The 12,648-nt window shown below is 47.1% G+C and carries 11 protein-coding genes; 5 read left to right on the forward strand and 6 right to left on the reverse strand.

The window, feature by feature from the left end:
• The first annotated feature begins 401 nt into the window (after positions 1–401).
• From xdhA to OCV24_RS15240, 5 genes are all read left to right on the forward strand, one after another.
• The gene (gene xdhA / locus OCV24_RS15220; RefSeq protein WP_244291721.1) at positions 402–1,790 is read left to right on the forward strand and encodes a xanthine dehydrogenase small subunit; all 1,389 of its coding nucleotides are present in this window, start codon (positions 402–404) and stop codon (positions 1,788–1,790) included.
• A complete protein-coding gene (gene xdhB, locus OCV24_RS15225) occupies positions 1,783–4,188 on the forward strand; it encodes a xanthine dehydrogenase molybdopterin binding subunit (protein ID WP_150877668.1) in 2,406 nt (801 codons plus the stop codon). The genes xdhA and xdhB overlap by 8 nt, the downstream gene beginning before the upstream one ends.
• A 65-nt stretch (positions 4,189–4,253) precedes the next feature.
• Complete coding sequence (gene xdhC / locus OCV24_RS15230; protein WP_017630713.1) at positions 4,254–5,135, forward strand: xanthine dehydrogenase accessory protein XdhC; 882 nt, start codon at positions 4,254–4,256, stop codon at positions 5,133–5,135.
• Between the two features lie 59 nt (positions 5,136–5,194).
• A complete protein-coding gene (guaD, locus tag OCV24_RS15235) occupies positions 5,195–6,529 on the forward strand; it encodes a guanine deaminase (RefSeq protein ID WP_150877666.1) in 1,335 nt (444 codons plus the stop codon).
• A gap of 287 nt (positions 6,530–6,816) precedes the next feature.
• Positions 6,817–7,698, forward strand: a complete 882-nt coding sequence (locus tag OCV24_RS15240) for an AEC family transporter (RefSeq protein WP_076667189.1) — start codon at positions 6,817–6,819, stop codon at positions 7,696–7,698.
• 110 nt (positions 7,699–7,808) lie between these two features.
• Here OCV24_RS15240 and OCV24_RS15245 read toward each other — a convergent pair whose 3' ends face one another.
• From OCV24_RS15245 to alc, 6 genes are all read right to left on the reverse strand, one after another.
• Positions 7,809–8,189: a carboxymuconolactone decarboxylase family protein gene (locus OCV24_RS15245; RefSeq protein WP_137025486.1), complete on the reverse strand. Its 381-nt coding sequence runs from the start codon at positions 8,187–8,189 to the stop codon at positions 7,809–7,811.
• A 58-nt stretch (positions 8,190–8,247) separates the two neighbouring features.
• Entirely contained in the window at positions 8,248–8,604 is a 357-nt protein-coding gene (locus OCV24_RS15250; protein ID WP_137025487.1) for a MerR family transcriptional regulator, read from the reverse strand.
• A gap of 36 nt (positions 8,605–8,640) precedes the next feature.
• Complete coding sequence (locus OCV24_RS15255; RefSeq protein WP_137025488.1) at positions 8,641–9,159, reverse strand: hypothetical protein; 519 nt, start codon at positions 9,157–9,159, stop codon at positions 8,641–8,643.
• 501 nt (positions 9,160–9,660) lie between these two features.
• Positions 9,661–10,977: a urate hydroxylase PuuD gene (locus OCV24_RS15260; protein ID WP_017054906.1), complete on the reverse strand. Its 1,317-nt coding sequence runs from the start codon at positions 10,975–10,977 to the stop codon at positions 9,661–9,663.
• A gap of 14 nt (positions 10,978–10,991) precedes the next feature.
• Positions 10,992–11,552: an ureidoglycolate lyase gene (locus tag OCV24_RS15265; protein WP_017054907.1), complete on the reverse strand. Its 561-nt coding sequence runs from the start codon at positions 11,550–11,552 to the stop codon at positions 10,992–10,994.
• Between the two features lie 14 nt (positions 11,553–11,566).
• Complete coding sequence (gene alc / locus OCV24_RS15270) at positions 11,567–12,553, reverse strand: allantoicase (RefSeq protein WP_017054908.1); 987 nt, start codon at positions 12,551–12,553, stop codon at positions 11,567–11,569.
• Positions 12,554–12,648 lie beyond the last annotated feature (95 nt).

A 12,648-nucleotide genomic window follows, 5' to 3' on the forward strand; every position in this document is an offset into this window, starting at 1 on the left:
CTCCATCGTTAGAAATCATGCCTAACTTCCTTGTTCGCCTTGCTATTACTAGCCTGAGTAAGTCTATAGAAGCACATAGCACAGGGGTCCCACCTCAACAAAACATCCTATATTTTTGTATACATACTTAAAAATATATTCACCCCTCAAAACTTATAGAACTCAGCAAACCTCATATAAAACAAATAAATAAAACCAAAAATCCATTGTATACAATTTAACACGAAATGACTTTGTTGCATTTTTGTAAATAAATAGTTGACCACGGGGTCAGGATGGATAATTATTGAGTTAGAAGTCAAAAAGAATACACATGGAAATATGTCGATTTACAAGGAGGTCTCTTGATTACTTTTTTGCTCAATCAGGAAATAAGATGTGAAGATAATCTGTCGCCGAATATGACAGTGCTCAACTACCTTCGTACCAAGGTTAATAAAACCGGTACAAAAGAAGGTTGTGGGTCGGGTGACTGTGGTGCATGTACGGTAGTTCTGGGTGAAGTGGTTGATGGACAACTGCAATACCGCTCGGTGAACTCTTGCCTGACGTTCGTTTCAGCGCTGCATGGAAAGCAACTGATCACAGTAGAAGATCTACAAAACCGAGATCGCTCTTTACACCCAGTGCAGAAAGCAGTGGTGGATTTTCACGGTTCACAGTGTGGTTACTGCACACCTGGCTTCATCATGTCGATGTTTGCGCTAGGCAAGAACAAACCCGATGCGAGCAAAGAAGACGTCATGGAATCACTGGCGGGTAACCTATGTCGCTGTACGGGCTACCGACCAATTGTTGATGCTGCGATGTCGCTTTCAACAGACCAACCTTTGATCGACCAATTCGCTGAACTTGAACGCAACACCATCAAGAAGCTAGAAAATATTCAAGACACCGAGGCCAACTTACGCCTTGGTCACCTCACCGCTTTTTCCCCGAAAAGCACTGATGAGCTGGCCAAGCTTTTTCAAGCACATCCGAACGCTAAGCTGGTTGCTGGCGGCACGGATTTAGCACTGGAAGTGACTCAATTCCATCGTGAGATTGAAACGCTGATCAGCGTAAACCTAGTTGAAGACATGAAGGTATGTGAAGAGACCGACACCGATTTAATCATTGGTGCCAACCTACCTATCAGTGATTCTTACTCACTACTGAAAAAACACTACCCAGATTTTGGTGAACTGCTGCATCGCTTTGCGTCACTGCAAGTGCGTAACCAAGGCACCATCGGCGGTAACGTTGCCAATGCCTCACCTATCGGAGATACCCCTCCTCTGCTGATTGCTCTCGACGCGAAAATCAAACTTCGCAGCGGAGACGAGTCACGCACCATGCCGATTGAAGACTACTTCATCAGCTACAAAGTGACGGCGCAAAAAGAGAGTGAATTCATTGAACAAATCATCATTCCTAAACCAACTAACGATAGCTTCCGAGCTTACAAACTGTCTAAGCGTTTAGATGATGACATCTCTGCAGTGTGTGGTGCATTTGATATTCAAATCGAAGACGGCAAGGTGTCTTACGCTCGTATCGCCTTTGGCGGTATGGCTGCAACACCTAAGCGCGCGGCGCGTTGTGAAAATACGTTATTAGGCAAACCGTGGACAGACGCTAATATTAAGTTAGCGATGCAGGAACTGTATAACGACTTTGAACCGCTATCCGATTTCCGTGCAAGCCAAGAATATCGTTCACTGTCGGCAGCAAATATGTTGCGTCGTTACTTCATTGAACAGCAGAACAAAAACAACCAAATCGAAACAAGGGTAACGTCTTATGTCTAAATCAAATTCCTCTGTTCACAAGAGCAATGCGATGACCCACGAAGAGATGGTTACCATTGCAAAACAAGACCTAAAAACTGGTGTAGGTAAAAGCGTTAAACACGACAGTGCAGCCAAGCAAGTAACGGGCGAAGCGGTGTACATTGATGACCGCCTTGAGTTCCCAAATCAACTGCACGTTTACGCACGCCTGAGCACTCAAGCACACGCCAACATCACCAAAATAGACCTATCACCGTGTTACGAATTTGAAGGCGTGACGATTGCCATTCAAGCCAAAGACGTACCGGGTGAACTGGATATCGGTGCAATTCTTCCGGGTGACCCACTGCTTGCCGATGGCAAAGTAGAATACTACGGCCAACCTGTGATTGCCGTGGCAGCCAACGATTTAGAAACTGCACGCAAAGCCGCACATGCAGCCATTATTGAATACGAAGAGCTACCAGCCATTCTTGATGTAAAAGAAGCGCTAGAGAAAGAGCACTTCGTAACAGAAAGCCACACTCAACAACGTGGTGATTCAAAAGCGGCGCTGGCAAAAGCAAAACACGTGATCTCTGGTGACCTAGAGATCGGTGGACAAGAACACTTCTACCTAGAAACTCAAATAAGTAGCGTAATGCCAACCGAAGATGGCGGCATGATCGTGTACACCTCGACTCAAAACCCGACCGAAGTTCAAAAACTGGTTGCGGAAGTGATTGGCGTACCAATGCACAAAGTCGTGATTGATATGCGTCGTATGGGTGGTGGTTTCGGTGGTAAAGAGACTCAAGCGGCCTCTCCAGCATGTATGGCTGCAGTTATTGCCCACCTTACAGGCCGACCTACCAAAATGCGTCTGCTGCGCAGTGAAGACATGCAGCAAACCGGTAAACGCCACCCGTTCTACAATCAATATACGGTCGGCTTTGACGACAATGGTGTGATTCAAGGTGCCGACATTACCGTTGCAGGTAACTGTGGCTATTCGCCAGACTTATCAAGTTCTATTGTCGACCGTGCGATGTTCCACTCAGACAACGCCTATTATCTAGGTGATGCAACTGTGGTCGGTCACCGATGCAAAACCAACACCGCATCGAACACCGCTTACCGCGGCTTTGGTGGCCCGCAAGGCATGATGACCATTGAACACATCATGGACGAGATTGCGCGTTACCTGAAAAAAGATCCTTTGGAAGTGCGTAAGGCGAACTACTACGGCGAAGAAGGCCGTAACGTGACCCATTACTATCAAACCGTTGAAGACAACTTTTTACCTGAGATAACCGAACAGCTTGAACGCAGCAGTGACTATCACGCACGTCGTAAAGAAATCGCTGAGTTCAACAAGCAGAGCCCTATCTTGAAGAAAGGCCTTGCGATCACACCAGTGAAATTCGGCATCTCGTTTACTGCGACTTTCTTGAACCAAGCAGGTGCGCTCATCCATATCTATACCGATGGCAGTATTCATTTGAATCACGGTGGTACGGAAATGGGGCAAGGCTTGAACATCAAAGTGGCACAAATCGTTGCACAGGAGTTCCAAGTCGATGTCGAACGTATCCAGATCACCGCTACAAACACAGACAAAGTTCCGAACACATCACCAACCGCAGCCTCATCGGGCGCCGACCTCAACGGTAAGGCCGCGCAAAACGCCGCAATAACCATTAAGCAACGTCTGATCGACTTCGCTTCTTCGCACTTCAAAGTGTGGCCTGAAGAAGTCGAGTTTAAGAACGGTATGGTGCAGATCCGCGATGAGATCATGACCTTCAACTCGTTTGTTGAACTGGCTTGGTTTAACCAAATCTCGCTATCTAGCACTGGTTTCTACCGCACGCCGAAGATCTATTACGATCACGAGAAAGCACGCGGTCGCCCGTTCTACTACTACGCGTATGGCGCCTCTTGTTCAGAGGTTATCGTCGATACCCTAACTGGCGAAAACAAGATTCTGCGTGTCGATATTTTGCATGACGTGGGCGCTTCATTGAACCCTGCGATTGATATCGGCCAAGTCGAAGGTGGCTTTGTGCAAGGTGTCGGTTGGTTAACGACGGAGGAGTTGGTTTGGAACCAGCAAGGCCGCTTAATGACCAATGGCCCGGCAAGCTACAAGATCCCTGCGATTGCTGATATGCCAATTGATTTCAGAACGCACCTTTTGGAAAACCGCAGTAACCCAGAAGACACCGTCTTCAACTCGAAAGCCGTGGGTGAGCCCCCTTTCATGCTGGGTATGTCGGTATGGAGCGCACTGAAAGATGCGATTAGCTATGTCGCCGTTGATGGCGCGATTCCTAAGCTCAACACACCTGCAACGCCAGAACGTATTCTGATGGCGATTCAGGAAGTCACTGAAACGGCTCCGACTTCGGTCGATGCTCAATCAGAAACGGCTTAGGGCTAATAGGTATCTAAGACACCAATAGGCAGCTAGGGAAGCATAAAAGGGATTTAGGAGGACGTATGTTTAAGGATAATTGGATTCACGAACTGGCAAAACTGGAAGAGAACTACGAACCGTGTGTGATGGTGACGGTTCTTGAGGACAGAGGTTCCGTTCCACGCGATGCGGGCACCAAAATGCTTGTCACTCGTGACCGAATCATCGCTACGATTGGTGGTGGTCATCTTGAACATGTGGCCACTAAAATGGCGCGCGAGATGCTGATTGCCAGTGAAAAATCGCTCAAAGTGGAACGCTTCAACCTAGGTGCTCGTTTAGGCCAGTGTTGTGGCGGAATGGCAACGTTAAGCTTTGAACCGATTGGCACTCAGCAGAACCACCTTGTGCTGTTTGGCGCAGGCCATGTTGCCAAAGCGTTGCTGCACATAGTGGCGACTTTGCCCTTCCGTGTGACCTGGATTGATGAACGCGAAGAAGTATTCCCTGAAACGCTGCCACACGGTGTGAAGAAGCTTGTCTCAGACGACCCCGTCGGTGAAGTGAAACACATGCCGCCGAACAGCTATTACCTAGTGATGACGCACAACCACCAGCTCGATTTTGACCTAACCAAAGCCATTATCGACCGTGAAGACAGCCGTTACTTCGGCATGATCGGCTCGCTTACCAAGCGTAAGAAGTTCGACTTCCGCTTAGAGCAGCGCGGCTATAGCCAAGAGCAAATTGAAACCATGATTTGCCCGATTGGCATTAGTGCGGTGAATGGCAAACATCCTGCCGAAATTGCGGTATCGGTTGCGGGTGAGCTGATCGCACACTATCAAGGCCAAGCCCTTGAACAAAAGCGCCCAACCAAACAATATCGAAATCAGGATTTGACCGATCAACATAGTCAACCAAGCGACGTAGGCGAACCACCATTGGAAGAGAAGATCGCCTAACACAAGTCGCAAAGCTTTAGCGGCCATAACGTCGCTGAAGTCATTAAAAGGAAGTAAACATGACAACGCAACGCAAAGCTTATCGCGCCAGCATTTTACACAGCGTCGCCGACCCAAAAGATGTCGGTATCGATGAGTCTTACGACTATTTTGAAGACGGTGTTTTAGTGGTTGAGAACGGCCATGTCGTCGACTTAGGCCATGCCGATGAGGTATTGGCTCGCCAACCAAAAACACTCGAAGTAAAAGAATACAAAGACAAGCTGATCACCTCTGGCTTTATTGATACGCACATCCACTACCCTCAAACAGGGATGATCGCGTCTTATGGTGAGCAGCTACTAGATTGGTTAGAGAACTACACCTTCCCAGAAGAAAAGCGCTTTAAAAACCCCGTCTACGCACAAAAAGTAGCCAAGCTGTTTCTTGACGAACTAGCCAGCAATGGTACAACTACAGCACTCGTATTCGGCACGGTACACAAAGAGTCGGTAAATGTATTCTTTGAAGAAGCTGAGAAGCGTAATCTACGTATGATTGCGGGCAAGGTTTTAATGGATCGCAATGCGCCTGATTACCTCACCGACACTCCAGAATCAGGCTATGCTGACTCCAAGGAACTGATTGAAAAATGGCATAAACGCGGTCGTTTGCACTACGCCGTGACACCTCGTTTCGCACCAACCAGCACACCAGAACAACTTGCTACTGTCGGTAAACTGCTAGAAGAATACCCAGACGTGTACATGCACACTCACCTTTCTGAAAATGAGAAAGAGATCGAGTGGGTGAAATCGCTGTTCCCAGAGCGCGACAGTTACCTAGATGTATATGACCACTATGGTCTGCTGCATAAACGCTCGGTATTCGCGCACGGTATTCACTTATCAGATTGCGAATGCAAACGCCTAGCGGATACCGATTCGGCAATCGCATTTTGCCCAACCTCTAACCTTTTCTTAGGCTCAGGTTTATTCAGATTACCAGAAATGGAAGAACACGGCATTCGTGTCGGCGTGGGTACTGATGTTGGCGCAGGCACCAGCTTCTCAATTCTTCAAACCATGAGTGAAGCGTATAAGATCATGCAGTTACAGCATAAGAAGCTGCACCCGGCTAAGTCACTGTTCTTGGCAACACTAGGCGGTGCTCGCTCGCTGCATTTAGAAGACAAGATTGGTAACTTGGAAGTCGGAAAAGAAGCGGATTTCGTGGTGTTGGATCTACACGCAACTCAGCTGATGCGCTTTAGAATGGAACAAGCCACCAAGCTTGAAGAGAAGCTGTTTGTACTGATGAGTTTGGGTGACGACAGAACCGTTAGCGAGACTTACATCTATGGCGAAAAGGCCTACGATGTGAATTTCAAAGATTACCAAAAGCTTGTTAGTTAAGCTTAAAACCGAGTAACAATCGCTAGACAGCGACAGCCGTCGTTAATTAGAAATCCGTCCAGATTTATCTAGCCTTTAAAGACCAGTTGCCGATGCCACTGGTCTTTTTTGTACTTCATTCAAAGAAATATAAATTAACCGCTCATAGACAACGATCTTCGGTGACGCCAAGTCATTATATTGATAGGTTAATGTTTATACATATCGACTTTATGCTTCACTTTAGCGTCTCTCTAAAACATTCGTTTCTCAGCTAAATGGAAGCACTCAATCTAGAAAGGAATTCTATGTTCGAACAGGTCGTCAGCATTCTGTTTCCCGTTTTTGCTTTAGCCAGTGCTGGCTTTGCGGTCGGTCGTTGGCTCAAGCCCGATTTCAAACCGATCAATCGCATTAACATGGATGTGTGTATTCCTGCGCTAGTGTTTGCATCGCTGACCACCATGCCTCTCGACACCGAACAACTGCCACTCATCACCGCTTCTTTGGTTGCGGTGTTGGTGCCTGCTTTATTGATGATTCCTATCTGTAAGATATTTAAACTCAACTTCAAAGCTTGGGCTCCGCCACACATGTTCCGCAACAGTGGTAACCTTGCGATTCCTCTATTCACGTATACCTTTGGTGAGAGCGCATTAGCCCCTGCAGTACTGCTGTTTGTGGTGTCGGCTTGCGTGCACATTAGTGTTGGTTTAGCACTGCTGAGTGAAGGTAACCCGATCAAACAGATCCTCAAAATGCCGATATTCTTAGCCGCTGCGTTGGCGATGACGCTAAACCTATCTGGTATTGCAGTATGGAATCCAATCTACGAAGCCACATCGCTACTCGGCCAAGCTGCCGTGCCTATCATGCTGTTGTCGTTGGGCTCGCAAATGGTCAACTTGAGACTGAGCGGATTAAAAGTCGGCTTGTTGTGTACCGCTCAATCGCTGTTTACCGGAGCCATCGCCTTTACCATCATCTATTTCTTTATCCCGCTGCCAACGCTACACCTACAAATGATGGTGCTGTTCACCATGCTGCCACCCGCCGTGATGAACTACCTGTTTGCAGAAAGGTTCAATGTAGAGCCACCCAAGGTCGCGTCGATGGTGTTATTTGGCAACTTCCTGAGTGTGGTCACCTTGCCTATTTTGTTGTCATTCGCGCTGTCTATGTCGTCTTAAAGAATCGCGAACCTTCAGGTTTACAACCTTTAAAACTTAGCCAATCAATAAAAAGGGAGCGCAACTTAGCAAAGTTGAGGCTCCCTATTAAGAATATATTTATTGTTTCTCTACACTGTGTGTCTCTCCGCAAGCACCTCTTTAAATGCGAACATGCCATTTAACGCTGCAGGGAAACCCGCATACACCGACATCTGCAATATCACTTCTTTGATCTCTTCCTTGCTGCATCCGACGTTGAGTGCCGCATTCAAATGCACCTTAAGCTGAGGGGCACAATTGCCGAGTGCGGTCAGGGCAGCGACGGTGGCAATCTCTCGTGATTTCAAATCCAAACCGGGGCGTGAATAAATGTCACCAAAGGGATACTCGATAGTATATTTGGCAAGATCAGGGCAGATGTCTTGCAGGCTTTCGAGAACCTGTTGCCCTGCTTCTCCGTCGATATGATTAAGTCTTTCTAAGCCAATGTCGAAACGCGATTGATTCATAGGTTTGCTCCTTTTTGTGATTTACAGGAACACCTTACAAGTTAGAGTCGACTCTAAGTCAACGGACTTTTCCATCTCGATACAAACTAATTTTTTGCTCTAGCGCAGCCAGATGCTTTTGCTGCTCTTCAATATGGGAACACAAATTTTGTTGATGCTGTTCCAGCAACGCTTGCCGCTGAGAAGTCGAATCTGGCCCTAACTCCCTCAACTTTGCGTATTCTAAAATCTCATCCAGTGGCATTGCGGTGTCTTTTAGACGCTTCACAAACTCAATCCAGGTAACGTCCTTCGATGTATAGACTCGATGGCCGCTACTGTTTCGCTGAACATTTTTCAACAAGCCGATTTTTTCATAGTAGCGAAGCGTATGGGCTGACAAACCCACCAACTGAGAAAACTCACTCACATTCATTACTTCACCTTTCTATATAATTACTGGGAGCCCAAACTACGCGCATTTATCTAATTTGAGCTCTGCGGTCACTTTCGTCAAACGCAACGCAATTGCGAAGCAGACTAAGTAAGGACTCACATACCAGAAGAGGCTTTCTAGTGGCTGCTTCACCTGCGCTTCTCTGGTTTTAATGTATTGGTTTTTCTGCTTCTCATACTGACTCAACATACCATCTACCCACACTGCATCGTTTTCCACCAACGATACGCTAGGCGCAGGAACCGTAAAGTCGGCGGCGTTGGGCAACAGAGTGAAATCCACATTTTTAAACGTAATGGCCGTGTTCAAATACCACAAACACGCTTCATGATGCTGACCATGAGTGTCTAAAGACGGCTGACCGGTACACATATCACTTCTTAATTTATCCAAAGAGAACTGCTGAATCGACTCTAAAATAGTGACCGCTCTAGTTTGTTCAGTCTCAACCCAATCACCCGCCACCGATGCACGAATTTCAGACACCGCACCCAGCATGCCGATACCCGCCAACAGCGGCCATAAATAATCCATAAGCTTCCATTTGCGTCGGCTCAAGTTGAACCCACACCAAATTGGAATATGTAAGATGAGCGTTAGCCCTAGTGATAGCAAAACGAAATTCAAGGAGCTAGAGAGCATGAGTTCGCTATCAAAGAAGTTCTTCATAATGAGAGACTTGCCTGTATAACAAAGAGAAATTTGATACTAGGTTCGATATTAGAAAAGAGTGTAAGAGGAAAGTAAAAACAGCACCAAGAATTGGCGTGGCGCCTTGAGCTGTATCTCGAGGTCACCTACCACTACCAAATAGAATCATCAGTGTTGGTAAATTTAGACCCAACAACATTAAACAGACATGCATACTCATTCAATCGATAAAATGATATTTATAAATTCATATTGTCCAAAAACAAAAAGCCCCGGTTATAGGAACCGGGGAAACAGGGTGGGATGAGTTTGGCGCATGCCCGAAACCAAACTCTCCCCAAGCCTCACCTAAGACTCATGCTCTTAGGTAAAGGATTCACATCATTATTGAAGCGTCGCGCCTTGCTCGACCCAAGTGCCGATGAGTGCGCGTTCTTCGTCGGTCATTTGAGTCATGTTACCAAGCGGCATCACCTTGGTTGTGACGGTTTGAGCAACAATCCTTGGGACGTTGGCTTTAATCTCTTCTGGGGTATCAAACATCACACCGGCTGGCGCAGCAGCAAAAGCGGCGTGGCTTGGGGTTGATGAGTGACACACAGAACAGCGCTCTTGAATGACTTTGTTGATGGTTTCAAAGCTTACGCCTGCGCTAGCCGTTTGCATTGCGTGGTCTGCAGGTGCAGCTTGAGAACTAGTCGTTGAAACGGTGTCGTTTGCAGCAAGTTCTTCTGTCGCTAATTCAGTTGCACTGACTTGCACTTCTTGAACCACTGGCGCTTGTACAACCGGAGTCATCTGCTTTTTGGCGTAAGGCGAGGTAACAAACGCAAGCGTGATCATCCCTAATGCTGCTACTGGCACTGTCCATGCGAACTTCTGACTACCATGACGCGTGTTGAAATAGTGACGTACCAAGATGCTGAAGATCGCTAGGCCAGCAAGGATCAACCAGTTGTATTCCGAGCCATAAGTGCTTGGAAAGTGGTTACTGATCATGATGAACAGCACTGGCAGTGTCATGTAGTTATTATGACGAGAACGCAGTAAACCCTTCGCTGGCAATGCCGGATCCGGTTCGCGCTTCTCTTCAATCGCTTTCACCAAGTTACGCTGCGCAGGCATGATTACGCGGAATACGTTACCCACCATGATGGTACCAATGATGGCACCCACGTGGATGTAAGCACCACGACCACTGAACACTTGAGTTAAGCCATAGGTAGCAGCGACCAGCAGCACAAACAGCACAACGCCAAGCAACACGGGCGTTTTACCCAATGGCGAATCACACAGTAAGTCGTAGATAAACCAACCGGCAACAAATGAACCAATACCAATCGCGATTGCGGTGGTTGAATCCAGGCCAGAACCCGGTGCAATCAGGTAAATTTCAGCGTTAAGGTAGTAAACCACACCCAGTAGACACACACCGGTGATCCACGTGAAGTAAGCTTCCCACTTGAACCAGTGCAGATGCTCTGGCATTTCTGGTGGCGCGAGTTTGTACTTTTCTAGGTGATAAATACCACCGCCGTGAATCGCCCATAAGTCGCCTGAAAGGCCAGTTTTAGGGTTAACTCGGTTAAGGTTGTTCTCTAACCAAACAAAGTAAAATGATGCGCCTATCCACGCAACACCAACAATCATGTGAATCCAGCGAATCGCTAAATTCAACCACTCTGTAATATGCGGATCCATAATAAACTCCTGTATCACAACACTTTAGCTAAGCATTGCTCTTCCTTATTGTCGTCCGTTGGCAGATCGTCCAAATGCAATGCCACTCGATCGTTGTCGAAATAAACTTCATCACAGTTGTGCCCTTCGCCGCCTCTATCGACGATCAAGAACTGGTCTTGATCGGTGAGGGCAAGAACAGGGTGATGCCACACCCCTTTGTGATAGTTCACTCCTTGACGGCCGTTACTCAAGAAGGCTCGACTCTGAGCTAGCGCTGGGTCATCGCCTTTTGGCGCCACAACAATTAAATAGGGTTGACCGAGTAATGGAATGAATGCCTGAGAGCCAAGTGGATGACGCTCTAACATTTTGATGGTCAGTGGGTAGCTTAACGGTGTGGCTTGGAAGATGCTGATGATGGCTTCTCCGTCTTGGTCTTGTACATCCGTTGTCGCTAGCTTGTGGTAGCGACGTGTTGATCCACTGTTGATCATGAAGAAATCACTATTATCGGACTCGATAACATCGCCAAACTCTGCAAAAGCCTGCTTGGTTAACGGTTCGATGGATAAACGACGTATTCCATTACTCATACTCATTTCCTTACCTATTTCGCTTTCGTACCAAACAAACGCAAACGGCTGATACCGCCATCTGGGAATATGTTTGCACGTACGTGAGTAATCGCACCAAGGTCGTTAACCTCAGAAATGAATTCGTGAATCTCGTGCGCTTGCAGCTTTTGTGCAGGCAACAGTTCACGCCAGAATAGGCTTTGTGTTTCTACTTGGTCGTCGGTACCGCCTTTCACGTAAGCCGCTTGAATTGAGCAGCTGTCTGGATAGTTACCTTTGAAGTGTGCCGTATCAACTATGATACGCTCGATGTTGCCAGGGTGGCCGAGTGCCACGATAACCCAATCGTTACCCGGTGTACGACGACGCGCGGTTTCCCAACCATCACCCATGTTTTCACCGCGGCCTGGGCCTAAAATGTTGGCTTTATTGCCGTAGTGTTCGTCACTACACGCCAACGCTCGACCGCCATGTTCAACGGCTGCTAGATCAACTTGTTGTTGAGAATCTATCGCGTCCCAATCAACACTTGGTCGGCCATAAACACGTAAACGTGCAACACCGCCGTCTGGGTAGATGTTCAAACGTAGGTGCGTAAATACTTGGTCACTTTCGATTGCTTCAAGATGATGGTGATCACCTTGTAGTGCCATTGAAGGCAGGATTTCTTGCCACTCTGTTGAGTCTGTTGGCTCACCTTGTGGTGAATAACACGCGTCAATGGATGCCGAAGGTGGGAAGTTACCTGTGAAGAATGAAGTATCAATATCAACACCAGCAATGGTGCCAGCTAATCCAAGGCGAACCACGCAGTAGTCGTAACCTTCACCGCGTTTACGTCTGCTTTCCCAGCCGTCCATCCACTTACCGTTGTCGTCGAAGAAGTCATCTTTCCACTCTGGTGCAGCATGGCTAAGCAGACGGCTTTTATCTGCAAAAAAATCGTCTGTTACGAAGATAGCTTCTGCGCCGATTTTCTCGTCTGCAAGGTTTATGTACTGTTCAAATTTATGGGTCATGTCCGTGTAATCCTATGAAATTAATCAAGTAATAATAAAATGAGAAATTAGTGGCTAATGTTTTATAAATCAAAACTTTAGCGTACTAAGACTGG

This window comes from Vibrio kanaloae (assembly GCF_024347535.1).
Classification (GTDB): Bacteria; Pseudomonadota; Gammaproteobacteria; order Enterobacterales; family Vibrionaceae; genus Vibrio; species Vibrio kanaloae.

Coding starts and splice junctions, on each gene's coding strand:
- OCV24_RS15255 (WP_137025488.1), bottom strand. CDS start 9,159: ATGGATTATTTATGGCCGCTGTTGGCGGGTATCGGCATGCTGGGTGCG.
- OCV24_RS15240 (WP_076667189.1), top strand. CDS start 6,817: ATGTTCGAACAGGTCGTCAGCATTCTGTTTCCCGTTTTTGCTTTAGCC.
- xdhB (WP_150877668.1), top strand. CDS start 1,783: ATGTCTAAATCAAATTCCTCTGTTCACAAGAGCAATGCGATGACCCAC.
- alc (WP_017054908.1), bottom strand. CDS start 12,553: ATGACCCATAAATTTGAACAGTACATAAACCTTGCAGACGAGAAAATC.
- guaD (WP_150877666.1), top strand. CDS start 5,195: ATGACAACGCAACGCAAAGCTTATCGCGCCAGCATTTTACACAGCGTC.
- OCV24_RS15245 (WP_137025486.1), bottom strand. CDS start 8,189: ATGAATCAATCGCGTTTCGACATTGGCTTAGAAAGACTTAATCATATC.
- OCV24_RS15265 (WP_017054907.1), bottom strand. CDS start 11,552: ATGAGTAATGGAATACGTCGTTTATCCATCGAACCGTTAACCAAGCAG.
- OCV24_RS15250 (WP_137025487.1), bottom strand. CDS start 8,604: ATGAATGTGAGTGAGTTTTCTCAGTTGGTGGGTTTGTCAGCCCATACG.
- OCV24_RS15260 (WP_017054906.1), bottom strand. CDS start 10,977: ATGGATCCGCATATTACAGAGTGGTTGAATTTAGCGATTCGCTGGATT.
- xdhA (WP_244291721.1), top strand. CDS start 402: ATGACAGTGCTCAACTACCTTCGTACCAAGGTTAATAAAACCGGTACA.
- xdhC (WP_017630713.1), top strand. CDS start 4,254: ATGTTTAAGGATAATTGGATTCACGAACTGGCAAAACTGGAAGAGAAC.